Raw genomic sequence first — 22,351 nt, 5'->3', positions numbered from 1 at the left:
CGGTGCATTTTCGTAAATTTTTTACATTTTGATATTGAGACGAGGAATAAATAATGGACTTTTGGCACGGTTTTCTGATTATTACAGGGATCCACATTTTAGCGGCGATTTCCCCCGGTCCAGATTTTATCTTTGTCTCACAGCAAACCTTAAGCCGTGGGCGAATGGCAGGGATTATTTGCGCCTTAGGTGTAGGTTTAGGTTTCGGCGTACATATTTTGTACTCGGTGCTCGGTTTGGCGGCGGTGATTGCCAATGCGGCGTGGCTGCTTACGGCGATTAAAATTATCGGCGGTGCTTATTTGGTTTACTTGGGCTATCACGGTTTACGTGCGAAAGCCAAAAACGAAGTGGTTGAAATTAAACAAGAAACTGTTGCCCCTGAAAGCCTTTGGAAAACCTTATGGAAAGGCTTTTTATGTAACGTGTTAAACCCAAAAGCGCCCGTTTACTTGGTGTCGGTGTTTACCGTAGTACTTTCGCCTGAAATGCCGTTGTGGCAATTAAGCATTTACGGTGGTTGGATGATGTTCTTACTGTTTGCGTGGTTTGCAACAGTCGCCTTTTTGCTCTCCATTCCGTCTGTAAACCGCCAATTCCAAAAAGCAGGACACTGGATTGACCGAGTACTCGGAGCAGTAATGATGGGACTTGGTGTTAAAGTAGTGGCGAGTTAAGCGGTCAGTTTTTTATATTATTTTACAAATCCAAAAGAGGAATAAAAATGTCTAAATTTGCAATGGTTTTCCCAGGACAAGGTTCACAAGCGGTTGGAATGTTAGCCGATCTTGCACCGGTTTACCCTGTGGTAGAACAAACATTCAAGCAAGCCAGCGATGTGCTTGGCTATGATTTATGGGATTTAGTCCAAAACGGCACGGCGGAAGATTTGGGTAAAACCGAACGTACGCAACCCGCGTTGTTAGCAGCGTCGGTGGCCCTTTTCCGTATTTGGCAAGAAAAATTCCCAGAGCAGAAACCGGCGGTTATGGCAGGGCATAGCTTGGGCGAATATTCAGCGTTGGTTTGTGCTGGCGTGTTGGATTTCCAAGATGCGATCAAGTTAGTGGAACTGCGTGGTCAAGCAATGCAAAGTGCTGTACCAGCGGGAACTGGTGCGATGTTTGCGATTATCGGCTTGGATAATGAAGCGATCATCAAAGCGTGCGAACAAGCAGCGAGCGAAATTGGCGAAGTGGTTTCAGCAGTAAACTTCAACTCACCAGGGCAAGTGGTGATTGCGGGTACGAAAGCGGCGGCAGAGCGTGCAGGTGAATTATGTAAAGAAGCAGGGGCAAAACGTGCTTTACCATTAGCGGTGAGCGTGCCTTCACACTGTGCCTTAATGAAACCTGCGGCAGAAAAATTAGCGGCAGCATTGCAAAATATTCAGCTAAACGCACCGCTTGTTCCAGTAATTAACAACGTGGATGTGGCGGTTGAGACTGATGCGGATAAAATCCGTGATGCATTGGTACGTCAGCTTTACAGCCCAGTGCGTTGGACAGAAACGGTCGAAAAAATGGCACAAGATGGCGTAACGACCTTGTTTGAAATCGGTCCGAACAAAGTTTTAACGGGTTTAACCAGCCGTATCGTTAAAGAATTAACGGCGAAAGCGGTGAATGATGTGGCGTCATTTGATTCGGTAGAATTTTAATTATCAATTAAAAAATGATTGTAGGGGCGGGATTTATCCCCGCCCGAAACCATATCGATATTTTAACGGGTGGGGATAAACCCCACCCCTACGAAATTTACAAAAGGAATAAACAATGCAAAACAAAATCGCATTAGTGACGGGAGCAACCCGTGGTATTGGGCGAGCAATCGCAGAAGAATTAGTGGCAAAAGGGGCGTTTGTAATTGGTACAGCAACTTCTGAAAAAGGCGCAGAGTCCATTTCGGCATACCTTGGCGACAAAGGCAAAGGCTTGGTGTTAAACGTGGCAGATGCTGAATCAATTGAGCAAGTGCTTGCACAAATCAAAGAACAGTTCGGCGACATCGATATTTTAGTCAATAACGCAGGTATTACTCGTGATGGCTTATTGATGCGTATGAAAGAAGACGATTGGTTCGACATCATTCAAACCAACTTAACTTCAATCTACCGTTTATCTAAAGCAGTGTTACGTCCGATGATGAAAAAAGGCGGACGTATTATCTCTATCGGTTCGGTGGTTGGCTCAATGGGTAATCCAGGGCAAACAAACTACTGTGCGGCAAAAGCTGGTCTAGTTGGTTTCTCTAAATCATTGGCGAAAGAAGTCGCTTCTCGTGGTGTAACGGTAAACGTGGTTGCACCAGGCTTTATCGCAACGGATATGACAGATGAACTCACCGAAGATCAAAAAAATGCGATCTTAAGCCAAATCCCAGCGGGCAAACTTGGCTCTGCTCAGGATATTGCCAAAGCGGTAGCGTTTTTAGCATCTGATGATGCGGCTTATATTAACGGTGAAACCATTCACGTGAATGGTGGCTTATATATGAGCTAATCGCTTACAAGCGGTCTGTTTTTAACCGAATTTTGCAAAGGGTAAGATTCGGTTTTTCTTTTATTTTTTTATTTGGATAGTGTCTTTTGAAGGAGAGATAACGTATGAACAAAAATCTTTTTGTGATTGGCTTTATGTTATTTGCCGTCTTTTTTGGCGCAGGTAACCTTATTTTCCCACCTAAATTAGGATTTGATAGTGGGGCAGATTTCTGGACAGCAATTATTGGGTTTACATTAACAGGTGTTGGCTTACCATTGATTACAACGATTGTCGCCGCTTATTATGAGGGTGGTTATAAGAAGGCTCTTGAAAATATTAGTCCGATTATTTCTATTTTATTATTATCAGCCATCTATTTAACTATCGGTCCATTTTTTGCAATTCCTCGCACAGGGGCTACTGCCTATGATATGGCAATTGTCCCTTTTTTAGATGAACCTAGTGCAAGTTCTTTATTTATTTTTACAACGATTTATTTTGGTTTAGCATTATGGTTGAGTTTAAATCCAACAAAAATGGTAGATCGCATTGGTGCAATTTTAACGCCTGCATTATTAATTACCATTATTGCATTAGTGATTCGTGCAGTAATGCTTTTTTCAGGGGTTGAGACTACTGAATCAAAAAGCCTTGATATGCCACTTGCTACAGGATTATTAGATGGCTATCAAACAATGGATGCTTTAGCCGCTTTTGCGTTTTCAGTATTAGTAATTAATGCGATTAAAGCTAAAACAGTAGGGGCAACAAAACAAGAACTGATTAAACAGACGATTTATGCAAGTTTGATTGCGGCTATTTCACTTGCTGTTATCTATATTTCAATTGGTTGGATCGGTTATAAGATTCCACTTTCTGCAGAAACAGTCTCTATGGTAAATTCGAAGGGGCAAAATCTTGGAGTCTTTATTTTAAATGATACGGCAACACAAGCTTTTGGTGAGTTAGGTCGTACATTATTGGGCGTTATTGTTACCTTAGCTTGTTTAACTACGGCAATTGGTTTGATTGTAGCTACATCGTCTTACTTTAATAGCATTTTTCCAAAGGTCTCTTACAAAGTGTATGCAGTTATCTTTACTTTAATTGGTTTCGGCTTAGCAAATCAAGGTTTGAATGCGGTAATTAGTAAATCTATCCCAGTTCTTCTTGTGCTATTCCCAATTTCGATGACGACATTATTGGTCTTGTTAGTGAATTTATTTTTCCCATTACCTGCATTAGCACAGCGTCTAGCGATTATTTTTGCTACAGTTATTGCTATCTTATCTGTAGCAGGCGTAGAATTTACAAACAATCTCCCGCTTAAAGAATATTCAATGGAATGGCTATTATTTGCCTTCATAGGTTGTTTAGCTGGGTATTTTGGTTCGAAACTGTCTCGCTCAAATTAATTAAATAACGTGATATTGGGCATGAATGCCCGATTTGTATATATCCGTGGATCATATCCACGGATTTTTTATAGGAGTCTTTATGCCAGAATTACCTGAAGTTGAAACCAGCGTGAGAGGCGTTTCGCCTTATTTAGTGGGGCAGACCATTAAACAAATTATTGTTCGCCAACCCAAATTACGTTGGGAGATAAGCCCAGAGCTTTCTGAAATGCAAGGAGCAAGAATCCAAGAAATTGTGCGTCGTGCTAAGTATCTGATTCTACGTACAGATAAGGGCGATATTTTGGTTCATCTTGGTATGTCGGGGTCCTTAGGGATTTTGTCCGTAGATGATAAAAGTTTGGCAGGCAAGCATGATCATGTTGATTTAGTCACTGAAAATGGCGTCATTCTACGCTATAACGATCCTCGCAAATTTGGCGCTTGGCTTTGGACCGATAAGGCAGAAAATTCCACATTACTGATGAACTTAGGCCCAGAGCCACTTTCAGATGCTTTTACAAGCGGTCACTTATTTGAAAAAAGTCGCAAGAAAACAGTAGCGGTTAAAAACTTCATCATGAACAATGCAATTGTTGTCGGCGTTGGCAATATTTATGCTTGTGAGTCCCTTTTTATGGCGGGTATCCACCCTGAACTTGCTGCACAGAATTTGACTCGCCAACAGTGTGAGCGATTAGTGAATGTGATCAAGGATGTTCTAACTAAAGCGATTATTCAAGGCGGAACGACTCTGAAAGATTTTATTCAACCAGATGGAAAACCTGGCTATTTTGCTCAAGTATTACAAGTTTATGGACGTAAGGGTGAAGAATGTAATGACTGTGGCACGATTATTGAAGCAAAGGTAATTGGGCAACGAAATAGTTATTTTTGTCCTAAATGTCAGAGATTGCCGAGATGATGCTTCTCAGGGTATTGTTCTAAATTTCTTTGAACCGAACCTAGAGTAAAGTAAGAAAAAGTAGCAGTGTTGTTATTGTATAGTTAATTATTTTATAAAAATAAAAAAATAAGATGAAAATTAGAGCATATAGAGACATAAAATGAGATGTAGATCACGTTTTTGTGTAAATTATGTTGCCCTAATATCCCCTTTCCTTAGAATTCACTCCGAAATGATGTTTATTGATAATAAATTTATCCAATTTTATAAATTCCTCACATTAAGGAGAAACCAATGAGTATTGCTATTATCATAGCTACCCACGGTGTCGCCGCTGAGCAACTTCTCAAAACCACTGAGATGTTGATCGGTGAGCAAAGCGATGTGGCAACCATCGACTTTGTGCCAGGCGAAAATGCCGAAACGATTATGGGTAAATATCAAGAGAAATTAGCGAACGAACTCGCCCATTGCGATCAAGTGCTATTTCTTGTCGATACTTGGGGCGGTAGTCCGTTTAATGCGGCAAACCGTGTGTCTGAAGGCAAAGAGAATATGGACATTGTTACGGGCGTGAACGTGCCAATGTTAGTTGAAACCTTTATGGCTCGTGATGATGGCCCTTCGTTAGAAGAGCTAGTGGAAGTCGCACTTGAAACGGGTCGTTTAGGTGTGCGTGCTTTACGCTATCAGGAAAAAGAAGACGCTCCAGCACAGCCTGCACCAGCTGCTCAAGCACCTGCTCAACCACAAGTCGCTCAGGTTAATCAAGAAGGTAACTTGGTGATTGGTCTTGCTCGTATTGACGACCGCTTAATTCACGGTCAAGTGGCAACTCGTTGGACGAAAGAGAGCCGAGTAACACGAATCGTGGTGGTAAACGATGATGTGGCAAAAGATTCTGTCCGCTCAACCATGCTGAAAAGCGTTGCACCACCAGGGGTAACGGCACACGTTGTGCCTGTGGATAAGATGATCCGCGTTTACAACAACCCTGAATATGCGAATGAACGTATGATGTTATTGTTCACGAATCCAACGGATGTTGTGCGTTTAATGGAAGCAGGCGTTGAGTTTAAATCAATCAATATCGGCGGTATGGCATATCGTGATGGTAAGAAAATGATCACCAGTGCGGTGGCGGTAGATGATAAAGATATTGAAGCCTTTAAAGCCCTTGATGCAAAAGGCATTGAGCTTGATGTGCGTAAAGTATCAAATGATAGCCGTCAATATATGATGGATTTACTCAAGAAAAATAACTTAATCTAAGGAAATTATTATGGAAATTTCTACTTTACAAATCGTATTAGTCTTTCTTGTCGCCTGTATTTCAGGGATGGGATCGATCCTTGATGAATGGCAAACTCACCGTCCGTTAATCGCTTGTACCTTAGTTGGTATCGTGTTAGGCGATATGAAAACGGGGATTATTGTTGGCGGTTCATTAGAATTATTAGCTTTAGGCTGGATGAATATCGGTGCGGCACTTGCACCTGATGCAGCACTCGCTTCTGTGGTTTCAACCATTTTAGTGATTGTCGGCGGTCAAGATATTCCAACTGCAATTGCTTTAGCGATTCCACTTGCAGCAGCAGGTCAGGTTTTAACTTATGTAGTGCGTGCAATTACCGTCGGTTTCCAACACGCAGCAGACAAAGCCGTTGAAACAGGGGATTTAAACAAACTAGATTGGATCCACCGTTCTGCGTTATTACTCCAAGCAATGCGTATTGCCATTCCTGCTTTAATCGTGGCGATGACCGCAGGTACAGATACCGTTCAATCATTATTAGCGGCTATTCCACTAGTAGTGACCACGGGTCTTAAAATTGCAGGGGGCTTTATTGCTGTCGTGGGTTATGCAATGGTTATCAATATGATGCGTGCAGGTCACTTAATGCCATTCTTCTATGCGGGTTTTGTGATTGCTGCATTTACCGACTTCAACCTTGTTGCATTAGGGGTATTAGGTACCATCATTGCTATCGTTTATATCCAGCTTCACCCGAAATACAACCAAAGTAAACAAGTGGTGCAAGTAGTAAACCAATCAAACAACGACCTTGACAACAGATTAGACTAAGGAAGTACGACTATGACAACTGAAATCAAAAAAGTAACACAGAGCGATTTAAATGCGGTGGTACGCCGTTCTAATCTCTTCCAAGGTTCTTGGAACTTCGAGCGTATGCAGGCATTAGGTTTTGCTTATTCAATGGTCCCTGTGATCAAACGCTTATACCCAGATCCAAATTCACAAGAACGTAAAGACGCCATCAAACGCCACCTTGAGTTCTTCAACACCCAACCATTCGTTGCCGCACCGGTTTTAGGTGTAACCATTGCGATGGAAGAAGAGCGTGCTAACGGTAAACCGATTGATGATGCCGCAATCAACGGGATCAAAGTCGGCTTAATGGGACCATTAGCCGGCGTGGGCGACCCAATTTATTGGGGGACAGCACGTCCCGTATTCGCTGCATTAGGGGCTGGTGTGGCTTTGACTGGCAGCTTATTAGGTCCATTGCTTTTCTTTGTGTTGTTTAACCTTGTGCGTTTAGCAACCCGTTACTACGGCGTGGTTTATGGCTACAAAAAAGGCTTGAACGTAGTGCAAGATATGAGCGGCGGTTTATTACAAAAATTAACCGAAGGTGCGTCAATCCTTGGCTTGTTCATTATGGGGGCTTTAGTTCAGAAATGGACGAGCATTAACGTTCCGCTTGTGGTTTCTACCATTCAAAAACAAGACGGCACAACCGAAATCACCACGGTACAATCTATCTTAGATAGCTTAATGCCAGGTTTATTACCGTTACTCTTAACCTTTGCTTGTATGTGGTTATTGCGTAACCGTGTGAATGCACTTTGGATTATCATCGGCTTCTTCGTGATTGGTATCTTTGGTGCTTGGACAGGTATCCTTGCATAATAAAATAGATAAATAAAAGGCCTTGGATGTAATTTTATATTCAAGGCCTTTTTCTATATTTTTAAGAGTTGCTCGATTTAGTTCAGAGTCATGTATAGTTATAAAAAAACGCAATCATAAGATTGCGTTTTTTGTTTATTAACGAAGTGGCTGATTTAATGGAACTTCAGGGTCTGGCTGTTGAGTAATACGGTTACGTAAATCACGACGGATTACTTCGATTGTCCAGAACCAGAATATATGACCAACTAATTCAGAAATATGTTCATATAATGGCCATTCTGCAACAGGTGGTGTTAAACCTAACGCTGGGAATGTGATGTAGTGAACACAAATGTTTGCGATAATACCCGCACCGATACCTTGCCAGAATTTAATTTTCGGGAAGATTTCAGCCACGATACAGTAACCAATGGCGAACACTAATGAGAAAATCATATGGGTTACACCAATTGAGTTAAATGGATGATCTGCAAACATAAATGCAACAGTTTGATAAGGGTCGATACCAATGTAGTCGCGTAAGAATACCGCAGGTGGGTTTAGTACCGCACGTGAACATTGTTCTAATGCGCCATTCATTGCTAATGCACCAGAATTTAATGCATCTAACACAGGTTGTGGACACGCAGCCGTGAATAAATCAATTGGACTACGTGGTGGGAATGGGTGCTCTGCACCCCATTTTACGAATGCAGAGATGATACCTGCAACGATACCAACGAATACCGCAACACCAAAACGGCGGCGAGATGGATCTGTTTGTTGAAATAAGCTCATAGTTGCTCTCCGATTGAAATTAATTTATTGCTTGAAATAATTATCAAGACAATTCCATTCTACAAAAACTTTATTGATTTTGAGTGAAAAATAACTCATTAATTGATGTATATCAAACCAAGCGAATAACAAGGGGTAAGATTTACAAGAATCTTACAATAAAAAATAATAATGAGAATGATTGACAATTTATTTTTAATGTGTAAACATTTTAAATGTTTCTTGTTGAGAATTGTTTTCAATAATAAATATGTGTGAGAAGTATTTATCTAAGGAAGAAAAGACATATGAAAAAATTCAAACTACTCCCTGTATCCGCTATGGTATTAGGTGCATTGTATGTAGGTTCAGCATTTGCAGAAAATAATGAGACAATGGCTCTTGATACTATTAATGTAACAGACCATCAAGGTTTAAAAGTTAAAAGTAATATTGTGACAACACAGAAAAAAGATGAGAGTGTTGAAACGGATTTACGTGGCTTACTTAAAGACGAACCGGCAATTGGTATGGGAGGTGGCAACGGAACTTCTCAATACCTATACATTCGTGGTATGGGACAAAACTCAATTGACGTGAAAGTGGATAACGCCTATTCAGACAGCCAAATTCACTACCACCAAGGTCGCCATATGTTAGATCCTGCGTTAGTGAAAGTAGTTTCTGTACAAAAAGGGGCTGGTAGTGCCTCTGCAGGTATCGGTCAAACCAATGGTGCGATTGTAGCGAAAACGTTAGATGCCGATGATTTATTAAAAAACAGTAGCCATAAAAATTTTGGTGCGAAAGTAAACGCAGGCTATAACAGCAATGATGGTTATAACTATGGCTTATCTACTTTCGGCAAAAATGACACATTCGACTTTGTCGCAGCGGTAAATGGTGTGAATGAAGACGATTATAAAGGCGGTAAACATTATAAAAACGGTTTAGATGGCTCAACTCGTGTGCCTTATAGTGCATTAGATAAATTAAGCTATTTATTCAAAGTTGGAGCAAACGTAGGAAACCATCGTTTTGTATTAAGCCATATGAAAGAGCAATATAAAGGCGATCGTACCGTTCGTGAAGAATTTACCGTAGATAATTCTCCAGGTAGTCGTTTAACTTCTGCTCGCCAAGCTCCAGCAGAACGTAAAATGACTGTAACCAACACTAACTTAGAATGGACAGGTAAAGAGTTAGGCTTTGCGAAAGAAGCAACTGCTAACGTTTATCACTTAGTACATGGTCGTTGGTCTGCGGATGATTCAGGTAATGGCTATGCTGGCGGTAAATCAAACCAAGGTTCTACCAAAACAAAAGTAGAAACCATCGGTGCAAACATTAACTTCGACTCAGAATTACATGAAAACGTGTTATTGAAATACGGTGTGAACTATCGTAATCAAGAAGTAAAACCAAACAAATTCTTCCGTGCAGGCGTGGTAAACCAAGAAAAACGTGATGTTGGCGTTTATGCAGAAGCAATTACTGCCATCAAAGATGTAATTTTAACCACAGGTTTACGTTACGATCACTTCCAATTTAAAGCAATGGACGGAAAAAAAGTTAGCGATGGTGCAGTAAACCCAAGTGTGGGCTTAGTTTATCAACCAGTTGAACACCTTACATTAAGTGCTAGCCACAACTACGCAACCCGTAGCCCACGTATGCATGATGCGTTAATGGCTCATGGTGCTCGTGGTGTAGTATCTATTGCAAATGGAACTAAAGCAGAAAAAGCACGTAATACCGAAATTGGCTTCAACTATGATAACGGTATTTGGGGCTTTGAGGGTAGCTACTTCTGGCAAAATATCAAAGATGCATTAGGTACTTCAACAGGTCGTAACAACCACTTATGTGATGGTACAAACCTTCAATGTGCATCTGACATCATCAACGCAGGTAAAATCAAAAATAGCGGTTATGAATTAGCAGCCTTTGTTAATTATAATGGTTTCTTTGGTCGTCTAGGCGTAGCGTATAGCAAACCACGTTTCTATGGCGAAAAATTAAGTGCAAACCCTGAATATGCAGCAGCGACAGGTAGAACTTGGACTGGTACTTTAGGTTATCGCTTTGAAAAACCGAACCTAGAAATTGCTGTACATCATCGCCAAGTTGAAGGTTTAGATGCGAAAGATAACTTCTTCTTAAGCAATGCAACCGTACAAGCTGCAACCAAAGGTAAATCTGGCTATGGTGTAACTGACTTAACCGCAAACTGGAAACCATTTGGCACAGATAAAATGAACGTAAACTTTGCGATCAATAACATCGGTAACAAAAACTACATTCCTCACTGGCAACGTAGCGAATTACCAGGTACTGGTCGTGAATATCGTGTAGCGGTAAATTACACGTTCTAATCATTTCACTAATGTTCACCTATCAATAACGCTCGATTTTCGGGCGTTATTTTTTTGTGCGTTAAATTAATCCCCATTTGATTCCCTTCCCCCGTTTACGGGGGAAGGGAAGCTGGTACACAATATATAGCAAACGTTTGCGTAATCCGTTATAATCTCGCCAACTTTCTTTTTCTACTTAACGGAACTGCTCAATGAACGTACAAACCTTTCGTGGCTCACCTGCCTTATCTGACTTTCGTTTAAACCAACTTCAGCAAAAATTCCAGCAAAATCAACTACCTGTAAAATCAGTCTATGCCGAATATTTGCATTTTGTGGAGCTAAACCGACCGCTTGTTGCCGATGAAACCCAAAAAATTCAAGAGCTGTTGCATTACGGACCAACCCTTGCGGAACACGAGCCTGTGGGCTTCTGTTTGATTGTTACGCCCCGTGTTGGCACGATTTCGTCTTGGTCGTCCAAGGCAACGGATATTGCTCACAACTGTGGTTTAGATGCGGTGAACCGTATCGAGCGTGGCTTAGCCTACTATTTTGAGTTTGAACAGGCGTTAAATGAAGAACAGCTCACGACACTCAAAGGCTTGTTGCACGACCGTATGTTAGAAACGGTTTTAACCGATGAAAGCCAAGCGAGCCAGCTGTTTGCTCAACACGAGCCGAAGCCGTTTACCACCGTTGATATTTTAAACGGCGGTCGCAAGGCGTTGGAAGTGGCGAACGTAGAATTAGGTTTGGCGTTGGCGGAAGATGAAATTGATTATTTGGTTGAGAATTTTACGGCGTTAAACCGCAATCCGCACGACATTGAGCTGTATATGTTCGCACAAGCGAACTCGGAGCATTGCCGCCATAAAATTTTCAATGCGGATTGGACAATTGACGGCGAAAAACAGGAAAAATCGCTGTTTAAGATGATCAAAAATACCTTTGAGAAAACCCCTGACTATGTGCTGTCTGCCTATAAAGACAATGCGGCGGTAATGGAAGGCTCAACGGTGGGGCGTTTCTTCCCTGATCAAGATGGGCAGTATCGCTATCATCAAGAAGACGCCCATATTTTAATGAAGGTCGAAACCCACAACCACCCGACCGCCATTTCGCCGTTCCCAGGGGCAGCGACAGGTTCGGGCGGTGAGATCCGTGATGAAGGGGCGACAGGGCGTGGAGCCAAACCGAAAGCTGGTTTAACAGGCTTTTCGGTATCGAACTTGGTGATCCCAAACTTTGAACAGCCGTGGGAAAATCCGCTTTCTAAGCCAAATCGTATCGCTTCGGCGTTGGATATTATGATCGAAGGCCCACTCGGCGGCGCGGCGTTTAACAATGAATTTGGTCGCCCTGCGTTGCTCGGCTATTTCCGTACCTATGAAGAAAAAGTAAACAGTTCTGGCGGAGAAGAAGTGCGTGGTTACCACAAGCCGATTATGCTCGCTGGCGGTATCGGCAACATTCGTGCTGAACACGTGCAAAAAGGCGAAATTCCAGTAGGAGCGAAGTTAATCGTGCTGGGTGGCCCTGCGATGAACATCGGCTTGGGCGGCGGTGCGGCTTCGTCAATGGCTTCAGGTAAATCAAAAGAAGATTTAGACTTTGCGTCAGTACAACGTGAAAATCCTGAAATGGAACGCCGTTGCCAAGAAGTGATCGACCGCTGCTGGCAGCTGGGCGATGAGAACCCGATTTTATTTATTCACGATGTCGGGGCGGGCGGTTTGTCGAACGCAATGCCAGAATTAGTCCACGATGGCAACCGTGGCGGTCAGTTTGATTTACGCAAAATTTTATGCGATGAAAAAGGAATGTCGCCACTCGAAATCTGGTGTAACGAATCGCAAGAGCGTTATGTGTTAGCGGTGGCAGCGGATAAATTGCCGTTGTTTGAAGCGCTTTGCAAACGTGAGCGAGCGCCCTATGCGGTCATCGGCGAAGCGACTGAAGAGAAACATTTAACCTTGGCTGACGACCATTTCGGCAATAATCCGATTGATTTACCGATGAATGTGTTACTCGGCAAAACCCCGAAAATGCACCGTCAAGTTTCGTCAAAAACCGTGCAAAACCCACCGCTTGTACAAGAGAACATTCAATTAAAAGAAGCGTTCCACCGTGTGTTACGCTTGCCTGTGGTGGCAGAAAAAACCTTCTTAATTACCATTGGCGACCGCTCGGTGACGGCGATGGTAGCTCGTGATCAAATGGTCGGCCCGTGGCAAATTCCTGTGGCGGATTGTGCGGTTACTACCGCTTCACTTGACAGCTATCACGGCGAAGCGATGTCAATGGGCGAACGTGCACCAGTGGCGTTGCTCGACTTCGGGGCTTCCGCTCGCTTAGCCGTGGCAGAAAGTATTACTAACATCGCCGCAACAAACATTGGCGACATTAAACGCATCAAACTCTCGGCAAACTGGATGTCGGCGGCAGGACACGCTGGCGAAGATGCAGGCTTATATGAAGCCGTGAAAGCCGTGGGCGAAGAGCTTTGCCCAACGCTCGGCATTACCATTCCTGTGGGTAAGGACTCGATGTCAATGCGTACCACCTGGGAAGAGAACGGTGAACAAAAAGCCGTGACCGCACCGCTTTCGCTAGTGATTTCAGCATTCGCCCGTGTGGAAGATGTGCGTAAAACCGTGACACCACAATTACGCACCGACAAAGGGGCAACTCGCTTGTTATTGTTGGATTTAGGCGAAGGCAAAAATCGCTTAGGGGCAACAGCGTTGGCTCAAGTCTATAAACAGCTTGGCGATAAACCGGCGGACGTGGTGAACGTGGAAACCTTGAAAAACTTCTTCAACGCAATGCAAGCCCTTGTTGCAGAAGAGAAATTACTTGCCTACCACGACCGTTCAGACGGCGGTTTAATCACCACCCTTGCGGAAATGGCGTTCGCAGGTAACTGTGGCGTATCGGCTCACATTACAGCATTGGGCGACAACGATTTAGCGGTGTTATTCAATGAAGAACTTGGTGTGGTTATCCAAATCAAAGAAAGCGACTTGAACGCCGTGCGTGATGTGTTGAAAGCCCACAACTTGCTCCACATTACCAAAGATATTGGCTCGGCAACGGAAGGCGACTTGTTTGAAATCACTAGTGGCACTCGCAAATTACTCAGCGAAAAACGCTCTGAATTGCGTGGTATTTGGGCAGAACTCACCCACCAAATGCAACGTTTACGTGATAACCCAGAGTGTGCCGACCAAGAATTTGAAACCAAAAAAGACCCAAATAACAAAGGCTTATCCGCATTTTTAACTTACGATGTAAACGAAGACATCGCGGCACCATTTATCAACAAAGGCGTGAAACCGACCATTGCGATCTTGCGTGAACAGGGCGTAAACAGCCACTATGAAATGGCGGCGGCTTTCGACCGTGCAGGCTTCAACGCCATTGACGTGCATATGAGCGACTTAATGGCAGGCAGACGCAACCTTGCCGACTTCAACGCTTTAGTGGCGTGTGGCGGTTTCTCTTACGGTGATGTGTTAGGTGCAGGCGGCGGCTGGGCGAAATCAATCTTGTTCAACCCAATGTTGCGTGATCAATTCAGCCAATTCTTCGCGAATCCAAACACATTGGCGTTAGGCGTGTGCAACGGTTGCCAAATGGTCTCAAACTTGGCGGAAATTATCCCCGGCACCGAAAACTGGCCACGCTTCGTGCGTAACAAATCTGAACGTTTTGAAGCCCGTGTTGGCTTGGTGAAAATCAACGACACCAACTCACTTTGGTTCAGCGGAATGGCAGGCAGCCATATGCCGATTGCAGTATCTCACGGCGAAGGACAGGTAGAGTTCAAGCGGTCAGATCAGCTTGAAAATTTGCAAAAACAGAACTTGGTGATCGCTCAATACATCGACAACAACGGCAACCCAACGGAAGTCTACCCAGCCAACCCGAACGGCTCAGTAAATGGCATTACCGCAATCTCAAACCTAGACGGACGAGTCGCCATTATGATGCCACACCCAGAACGTGTGTTCCGTGCCGTGAGCAACTCTTGGTATCCAGAAGATTGGAGCGAAGACGGGGCTTGGATGAGATTGTTTAGGAATGCGAGAGTAACACTTAAATAATTAGACGTAGATAAAGAAAAGGAGATTATCAAATTTTGCCTTTTATAATATTACCTTGTATGTTAAAAATCTAATGAACAAGATTCCAAAATGGAATATGATCTGAAATATAAGCGGACTATAGTAAAAATTATATTATGAGATATCAAGATTATAATCATCATACATTAAGTAGATTCTTTTATCCTATAGAAATTTCTTCATTTAATGGCCAATCAGATAAGAAAAAAATTATCATAGAAACTGCGATTAAGAATCTTTATGGAAAAGTAGAGGATAACTTCTATATAACGTTAATGAATAAAAAAGTTGTTTTTTATTCACATGATCTTTCGTTTAATATTTTGTACAGAAAAATAACAGGTGATTTATTGAAATTATATGAAAGTAGAACGCCTTCTAGAAATGAAATCATAAAAAGTTTATTATCTGTTCTTAGAGAAAGTTTTCCATATAAGTTATTTAAGCTAGACATTGCTAGTTTTTATGAAAGTTTTGATAAAGAAAAATTAATGTATGATATACATAATTTAAAAGAACTATCTACATTTAGTAAAAATTTTATTTTATTCACATTAAATACATGCAATAAAAAAGTGCAAGAAGATTATCCAGTGATATCTGTTTCATTACCTAGAGGTGTTAGTTTTAGTGGAACTATAGCAAATATTTTTATGAGTGACTTTGATAACTATGTAAAAAACAATAGTAATATTTTTTATTATTCTAGATTCGTTGATGATATTATTATTGTTTCCAACAAAGAAGTGGATGATAATCATTTACTAAATAAGCTTCAAGAAAAATTATATGACGGGTTAATATTCAATGAAAAGAAAAAATTTATAAGTGAGAGTACTAGTGATTTTACTTTTGATTATCTAGGATACAGCATTCATAAATCTACTAATCTTACAGATGTTGGCAATACATTTAAAAGTAAAAAGGAGTATTATAAGTTAGAGGTTACAATGTCATCTAAAAAGATAAATAAGATAAAAGGTAGAATATCTAGATGCTTATTAGAATATTTAAGAGATAGGAATGAAGAATTATTAATCGATAGACTTAGGTTTTTAGCATCAAATAAATATATAAGAGATAAAAAAACTTTGAAAAGAAGAATAAATGGCATAAGGTATAGCTATCCATTATTAACAAATGATTCTGCTCTTGATGAGCTAGATAAGTTTATGTTATTTTTATTATATTCAGGTAAGTCTAGGTTAAGTGTTTTAATAAAAAATAATTTGTCTGCAAAACTAAAGAAAAAAATAACACATGTATCATTCAAAAGATTTTATAATAACAATGTATTTTTTTCATTCTCACCATTAAAAATAATTAAGATACAGAGATGTTGGAAATATGAGTAAATATATACTAATAAACCACTTAGATTATCACAGAATAGTTTTAACTGAGACTATTCCATTTGAAACTCCTATTATTTTCTCTAATGAAGGATTTTATAGGTTATTTAAGAATAAAGACAGATTACCAGAAAGACATAAGAAAATGATCGATGTTTTCTGTTCACTAAACAAACCATCTAAGCCGTTCAAATATAAAATATATAAAAAGAATAATGAATTTAGAACACTGTCTTTAATTCATCCAGCATCTCAATTAAAATTAGCCATGATATATGAAAATTTCGATAACCTTATTTTATATTATTGTTCTAAAAGTAAGGCTTCTATACGTTTCCCTAAGAAAATTGCTTCTAAATATTATTGCCAGTATTTTCCAAATTTTAAGGATTTATATAAATATAAGGATGGCGTAATTTCAACTACATTAAATGAATTATATACCATACATGCCCCATCCTATTTTTCTTATGGGGGATTTGATCGATTATACAAGTTCTTTGATTCTAAATTATTTATTGATCTAGAGAAAAAATATAAGTGCTTAAAAGTAGTTGATATTTCTAAATGCTTTGAAAATATATATACACATAGCATTTCTTGGGCAGTAAAAAATAAAGAAACAATAAAAGCTAATTTAAAGGGAAAAAACTCTTCATTTGGAGATGAATTTGATAGTCTTATTCGAGATGGAAACCATAATGAAACGCATGGAATACCTATAGGACAAGAAATAAGTAGAATATTTGCAGAAATAATCCTGCAAAAGATTGACAATAATATTATAAATGATCTATCTACTGAAAACATAATTTATGGAAAAGATTATGTATTTAAGAGATATGTTGATGATTATTATATTTTTCACAACGGTATTAATGAAGATAAAATTTATCTTACAATTGTAAATAAATTATCAGATTATAATCTTCATGTAAATAAATCAAAAGTAAATGATTATGTTAGGCCATTTATTACAAACAAAACAAAATCAATTATTGAAATAAAAAATATAATTAATGACCTAATGTCTATGTTTTTTGATGATTATAAAAAAATAGCGGTCTTAAAAAAATATTTGATTATCATGCGGTTTTTAGAAATTTTATAAATAAAATAAAAGTATCAATGGACACAAATAAGGTGTCTTTTGATGAAATGAATGCTTTTATAGTAGCAGTGTTATCTAAAAGAATTAGAAAGATTATAGATGTTTACGACAATAGAATCCTACCAGAAAATAAAGGTAGTATCAAAGATATATTAATGTTGTTGTTGGAGATAATATTTTATTATTATTCAATTCAACCTAGCGCAAATAATTCATATTCTATATCTTCAAATATTATAATGTTAGTTTATTTTTTTAAGAAAAACTTATGTGAGTTTAGCTATGAATTAGAATTACATTATATAGATCTTGTTACATTATGTATAGAAGATATGAGTAAAAACAAAGAGTGTAGCGTTGAAGTGTTAAATCTATTACTGTCAACAAAAGTTATTTCTAATGAGTTACAATACTCTTCAGAATTTATTAAAAAAAACTTTGTAGATAAAAAAGAAATTAATTACTTTGGCTATATATCTTTATTAAGATATTGTGAAAATAAAGAATCTTATACAGAATTGAAATCATCAGTTATTGAGAGAATAATAGAAAGCTTTAAGGATAAAGAGTCTATATTAAAGGATTCAGAAAAAACACATTTATTTCTAGACTTTATTTTTTGCCCTTATGTAAATAGAGATGATAGGAGAAGAATTTATAATAGAATTATTGCGGGTAATGATACTATGTTACAATTAAGTCAATCCGATAATAACAGTCTAAATGAATTTTTTGATTTTATTGATAAAAATTTCTTTTTTACTAATTGGAGAGAGATAAATTTACACAACCTTTTGTTAAAAAGAGAGTTGAGAAAAGTATACTAACATGATATACTTACGAGGTATTTTACACTACTTAAACTTGGTAACAAGTTTTCTATTTATAGTTCATATATTCATACTATAGAATAATTTGCTATAGCTGTTCTACTGTATGATGTTATTGAGATAGTTATACTATATAGCTATCACACACTTAGTGTAAAATACACTGAAGGCACATAGACATATATCTATGTGCCTTTTTTATTAGCATAATAGACAAAATTGTTGCTAAAAAGTAGCTTAAAGCCTTATAGTACAAGGCTTTAAGCCTACTTTTTGAAATATGAATAAAAAAACTGCCCATTTTGCCAAAGTGCAAGAATAAAGAAACATGGTAAAGTAAATAATCTCCAGCGTTATTTTTGCCATCAATGCAATAAAACATTTACCTTCAAAAATAAATTAGATCCAATAAAAATTTGGACTGATTACACTTCTGGAAAACAAACCTATCAACAACTTTCAATAAAATATCAGTGTTCGGTGAGAACAATTCAACGTTATATTGATAAAGCTCCTAAAACGCTTTTAAAACTGCCTGAAAATCGATACCTGAATATCATTATGGATACGAGCTTTTTGGGGCGTTATTTTGGTATTTTAGTGATGATGGACTCAAAAACAGATAATGTCATTTGTTATTACTTTGTTAGTTCTGAAAAAGATGTTTATTACAAGCTCGCTTTTTCTCTTAGGCGATTAAGTGCTTTCTTGTAGTAAATATCTTTTTCTGTTTTCACGATTTGGTGATAGACCACTTTTGTTGAAGTGCTATCAATAAATACCATTACACCAAAATCGCGGTGAAAAAAGTGGTATCTATAATAAGGTTTAGATATTTATCTGCAGGCTGTTAGTGTGTTCGTTTTCCTTCAGGATAATCAAATTTGAATAGGATTTAATTTAGATTTAAGGGTAAATGTTTTATTACATTGAAGACATTTGTAACGCTGAACGTTATTTTGATGAGCATTTTTCTTAATCGTGAATTTATGGCAAAAAGGACAGTTTTTTATTCATATTTCAAAAATCGGGTTAAATTCTTGTACTATAAGGCTTTAACCAACTTTTCAGCAACTATTTTGTCCTATATGCCAATATTAGTAGCAATCCTGAAATTTTTAATAATATTGGTTCAGGCTCATTTTATAAAGAGTTTATTATCCCAACAAATGTAGAAATTGCTGTTAAGAATAATATAAATACACCACCACATATCTTTAAAGATGCTTATTCTGGAAAAACAACTATCAGCTATGGAAAATGTGGAACGAATAATCTCAAAGATGTAATTATCTTTAAAGCTGTAGCAGGAAAAGATTATGAAGTTATTCCATCACTATCTACTCAAGAATGTGGTGTACAGGTCATTGAGTTAAATTAAGGTTTGTATATCTTTTGGATATGAATAACTATTAAAAATGGCAGTATTATGTGCTTTTGCTAGAGTTCGAAAGAGTTTGTAGGGGTATTTTGCCCCTACACTGTTTTATGTAACCGATACATAATGCTGATCAATTTTTTATTTCTCTGAGTTAGATCAAAAGATTTCATTTTAGTCTCTTATCTTCTTATTTTGTTATAAGAGATAATAAAGCTATGCTTTATTAACTTTCCTAAGGAGATTCTATGAAATTGAAAAATTTAGCAGTACTATCGTTATTAAGTCTAGGTATTTCAACAAGTTATGCTACTGATTTACCTAATATTACTATTTTAGCAACTGGTGGCACAATTGCTGGCAGTGGTAAAAGTGCGGTAAATTCAGCTTATCAAGCTGGGCAATTAACGATTCAAACTTTAATTGAAGCTGTGCCGGAGATGAATAACTTGGCAAAAATTAAAGGTGATCAAGTTGTCAAGATTGGTTCACAAGATATGAGCGATGAAGTTTGGTTAAAATTAGCTAAAGCGATTAATGCCCAATGTAAAGAAACTGATGGTTTTGTGATTACTCATGGAACTGATACGATGGAAGAAACTGCTTACTTCTTAGATATGACTGTAAAATGTGAGAAACCTGTAGTTTTGGTAGGCGCAATGCGTCCAGCAACAGAGAAAAGTGCAGATGGTCCACTTAATCTATACAATGCAGTAGTTGTTGCTACAAGTAAAGCATCTGCTGGAAGAGGTGTACTTGTTGCAATGAATGGCAGTGTTCTAGGGGCAAGAGATGTAACAAAAACAAGTACAACGGCGGTTCAAACATTTACTTCACCTAATTTTGGGGCATTAGGCTACATTCATAATAGTAAGGTTGATTATGAGCGTTCTCCAGAAAGTAAACACACACTAAATACACCATTTAAAGTTGATAGTTTAAGTGAACTACCAAAAGTAGGGATTATATATGCTTATTCAAATATGCCTGTTGAGCCACTTCAAGCCTTACTTGATGCAGGCTATCAAGGTATTGTTGTAGCGGGAGTTGGTAATGGTAATATGAATGCAGCTAACCTTGCTTTATTAGAACAAGCAGCAAAACAAGGTGTTGCTATTGTACGTTCATCTCGTGTACCAACAGGTTATACAACACGTGATGCAGAAATTGATGATAGTAAATATGGCTTTATTGCTTCAGGAACATTGAATCCGCAAAAGGCTCGTGTATTGCTACAATTAGCATTGACGCAAACGACGAATCCAACACATATTCAGCAATATTTTGAAGATTTTTAATAATTGTATATGGTTATAGTTCCCTAATTATTTCGGTGATGCAAGAATTTATTCTCGCATCACCTTATGCCTTTTTGCAAATTTTCCCCAAATCTCACCGCTTGTTATTTGCTCATTTTTCATTAAATTTTCTTGCAATCGCCCCTAATTAGCCTACAATCCGCATCGCCTGAAAGGGTAAGTTTTTATGCGGTATTCGCCGATATAAAAGGACGATTTCTCTTTACATTTGGAGAGCACAATATGAAAAAATGGGCTGCGGTTTTATCTGCGGTAGCGTGTGCGGTGGCGAGCCATCAAGCAGTGGCAAAAGACGATACAGTTTATCTCTATACTTGGTCTGAGTATGTGCCAGAAGGCTTGCTTGATGATTTTACTAAGCAAACAGGGATTAAGGTGATCGTTTCTAGCCTTGAGTCGAATGAGACAATGTATGCGAAGCTGAAAACAATGGGTAACAACCAAAGTTATGATGTGATTGCTCCAACAAGCTATTTTGTCTCAAAAATGGCAAGGGAAGGCATGTTGAAAGAGTTGGATCACAGTAAATTGCCTGTGTTAAGCGAGCTAGATCCGCAAATGCTTGATCGTCCTTTTGATAAAGGCAATAAATACTCTGTACCACAACTCTTTGGTGCAACGGGGATTGCATACAATACGGAAACACAAGATCCTGCCAATTTTCAATCTTGGGCGGATTTGTGGAAGCCCGAGTTTAAAGACAAATTACAGCTGTTAGACGATCCACGTGAGGCCTTTAACATAGCATTGCTCAAAATGGGACAAGATCCGAATACGCAAGATCCTGCGATTTTAAAAGTGGCGTATGAGGAACTGTTGAAGTTACGTCCAAATGTGTTGGCATTTAACTCTGATAATCCGTCAAGTTCGTTTATTTCAGGTGAAGTTGAAGTGGGTACACTTTGGAACGGATCGGTGCGTATTGCGAAAAAAGAGGGAGCTAAAATTAATATGGTTTATCCAAAAGAGGGAACGCCACTTTGGATAGACAACCTTGCAATTCCTGCTACATCTCAAAATCCGGAAGGCGCATATAAGCTGATTAACTATATGCTGTCTGCGCCAGTTGCAGCGAAACTTACTGAAGCGATTGGTTATCCAACGGCAAATAAAGTGGCATTAGCACAGCTGCCAAAAGATCTTGTGGATGATCCTGCGGTATTTATTCGTCCTGAAGTGATTGAGAAAAGTCCGTGGCAAGTAGATGTAGGTGATGCGATTGAGCTTTACGAGAAATATTATCAAGAGCTAAAAACTGCGAAGTAAGGGTTTGTTAAAAGGCATAAATGTAATATTTATGCCTTTATCTTTTAATTGGCATAGTAGACAAAATTGTTGCTGAACCGTCAAAAACTATGCCATGTGGACAAAATTGTTGCTAATGTTTATTTTT

The 22,351-nt window shown here is 38.9% G+C and carries 18 protein-coding genes; 16 read left to right on the top strand and 2 right to left on the bottom strand.

Going from position 1 to position 22,351, the window contains the following annotated elements:
- The first annotated feature begins 53 nt into the window (after positions 1 to 53).
- The 8 genes from C5N92_RS05940 to C5N92_RS05905 all read left to right on the top strand — a co-directional run bounded on the left by C5N92_RS05940 (position 54) and on the right by C5N92_RS05905 (position 7,722).
- Positions 54 to 677: a LysE family translocator gene (locus C5N92_RS05940; protein WP_111749937.1), complete on the top strand. Its 624-nt coding sequence runs from the start codon at positions 54 to 56 to the stop codon at positions 675 to 677.
- Positions 678 to 724: 47 nt separating this feature from the next.
- Positions 725 to 1,660: an ACP S-malonyltransferase gene (fabD, locus tag C5N92_RS05935; RefSeq protein WP_111749936.1), complete on the top strand. Its 936-nt coding sequence runs from the start codon at positions 725 to 727 to the stop codon at positions 1,658 to 1,660.
- Between the two features lie 115 nt (positions 1,661 to 1,775).
- The gene (gene fabG / locus C5N92_RS05930; protein ID WP_111749935.1) at positions 1,776 to 2,501 is read left to right on the top strand and encodes a 3-oxoacyl-ACP reductase FabG; all 726 of its coding nucleotides are present in this window, start codon (positions 1,776 to 1,778) and stop codon (positions 2,499 to 2,501) included.
- A 104-nt stretch (positions 2,502 to 2,605) separates the two neighbouring features.
- Positions 2,606 to 3,898 carry a branched-chain amino acid transport system II carrier protein gene (brnQ, locus tag C5N92_RS05925; protein WP_111749934.1) on the top strand — a complete coding sequence of 431 codons (1,293 nt, stop codon included), beginning with the start codon at positions 2,606 to 2,608 and terminating at the stop codon, positions 3,896 to 3,898.
- A gap of 82 nt (positions 3,899 to 3,980) precedes the next feature.
- The gene (gene mutM, locus C5N92_RS05920; protein WP_111749933.1) at positions 3,981 to 4,805 is read left to right on the top strand and encodes a bifunctional DNA-formamidopyrimidine glycosylase/DNA-(apurinic or apyrimidinic site) lyase; all 825 of its coding nucleotides are present in this window, start codon (positions 3,981 to 3,983) and stop codon (positions 4,803 to 4,805) included.
- A gap of 276 nt (positions 4,806 to 5,081) precedes the next feature.
- Positions 5,082 to 6,059, top strand: a complete 978-nt coding sequence (gene manX / locus C5N92_RS05915; protein WP_111749932.1) for a PTS mannose transporter subunit IIAB — start codon at positions 5,082 to 5,084, stop codon at positions 6,057 to 6,059.
- A 10-nt stretch (positions 6,060 to 6,069) separates the two neighbouring features.
- A complete protein-coding gene (locus C5N92_RS05910) occupies positions 6,070 to 6,873 on the top strand; it encodes a PTS mannose/fructose/sorbose transporter subunit IIC (protein ID WP_111749931.1) in 804 nt (267 codons plus the stop codon).
- Positions 6,874 to 6,885: 12 nt separating this feature from the next.
- Positions 6,886 to 7,722, top strand: coding sequence for a PTS mannose transporter subunit IID (locus tag C5N92_RS05905; RefSeq protein WP_005825073.1), 837 nt, complete (start codon positions 6,886 to 6,888; stop codon positions 7,720 to 7,722).
- A gap of 138 nt (positions 7,723 to 7,860) precedes the next feature.
- On the opposite strand, the gene C5N92_RS05900 is transcribed toward C5N92_RS05905, so the two are convergent.
- On the bottom strand, positions 7,861 to 8,502 hold the full coding sequence (locus tag C5N92_RS05900) for a YagU family protein (RefSeq protein WP_111749930.1): 642 nt from the start codon (positions 8,500 to 8,502) through the stop codon (positions 7,861 to 7,863).
- Between the two features lie 287 nt (positions 8,503 to 8,789).
- On the opposite strand from C5N92_RS05900, the gene C5N92_RS05895 reads away from it, so the two are divergent.
- From C5N92_RS05895 to C5N92_RS11470, 6 genes are all read left to right on the top strand, one after another.
- Positions 8,790 to 10,856, top strand: a complete 2,067-nt coding sequence (locus tag C5N92_RS05895) for a TonB-dependent receptor domain-containing protein (RefSeq protein ID WP_111749929.1) — start codon at positions 8,790 to 8,792, stop codon at positions 10,854 to 10,856.
- 194 nt (positions 10,857 to 11,050) lie between these two features.
- Positions 11,051 to 14,947, top strand: a complete 3,897-nt coding sequence (purL, locus tag C5N92_RS05890) for a phosphoribosylformylglycinamidine synthase (protein WP_111749928.1) — start codon at positions 11,051 to 11,053, stop codon at positions 14,945 to 14,947.
- A gap of 137 nt (positions 14,948 to 15,084) precedes the next feature.
- The gene (gene drt3a, locus C5N92_RS05885) at positions 15,085 to 16,323 is read left to right on the top strand and encodes an antiviral reverse transcriptase Drt3a (protein WP_111749927.1); all 1,239 of its coding nucleotides are present in this window, start codon (positions 15,085 to 15,087) and stop codon (positions 16,321 to 16,323) included.
- A complete protein-coding gene (gene drt3b / locus C5N92_RS05880; protein WP_111749926.1) occupies positions 16,316 to 17,431 on the top strand; it encodes an antiviral reverse transcriptase Drt3b in 1,116 nt (371 codons plus the stop codon). The genes drt3a and drt3b overlap by 8 nt, the downstream gene beginning before the upstream one ends.
- 17 nt (positions 17,432 to 17,448) lie before the next feature.
- A complete protein-coding gene (locus C5N92_RS05875) occupies positions 17,449 to 18,258 on the top strand; it encodes a hypothetical protein (protein WP_111749925.1) in 810 nt (269 codons plus the stop codon).
- Between the two features lie 321 nt (positions 18,259 to 18,579).
- The gene (locus C5N92_RS11470; RefSeq protein WP_425454607.1) at positions 18,580 to 18,975 is read left to right on the top strand and encodes a transposase-like zinc-binding domain-containing protein; all 396 of its coding nucleotides are present in this window, start codon (positions 18,580 to 18,582) and stop codon (positions 18,973 to 18,975) included.
- A gap of 164 nt (positions 18,976 to 19,139) precedes the next feature.
- On the opposite strand, the gene C5N92_RS11465 is transcribed toward C5N92_RS11470, so the two are convergent.
- A complete protein-coding gene (locus C5N92_RS11465) occupies positions 19,140 to 19,274 on the bottom strand; it encodes an IS1/IS1595 family N-terminal zinc-binding domain-containing protein (protein ID WP_425454606.1) in 135 nt (44 codons plus the stop codon).
- Between the two features lie 613 nt (positions 19,275 to 19,887).
- Between C5N92_RS11465 and ansB the strand changes: the two genes are divergently transcribed.
- A complete protein-coding gene (ansB, locus tag C5N92_RS05860; protein WP_111749924.1) occupies positions 19,888 to 20,937 on the top strand; it encodes an L-asparaginase 2 in 1,050 nt (349 codons plus the stop codon).
- A 243-nt stretch (positions 20,938 to 21,180) separates the two neighbouring features.
- Complete coding sequence (locus C5N92_RS05855; protein WP_111749923.1) at positions 21,181 to 22,224, top strand: extracellular solute-binding protein; 1,044 nt, start codon at positions 21,181 to 21,183, stop codon at positions 22,222 to 22,224.
- The last annotated feature ends 127 nt before the right edge of the window (positions 22,225 to 22,351 follow it).

Source organism: Glaesserella australis, assembly GCF_003260095.1.
Taxonomy (GTDB): domain Bacteria; phylum Pseudomonadota; class Gammaproteobacteria; order Enterobacterales; family Pasteurellaceae; genus Glaesserella; species Glaesserella australis.
Note: the sequence above shows the minus strand (reverse complement) of the source record. Positions and strands in the feature narration are given on the sequence as shown.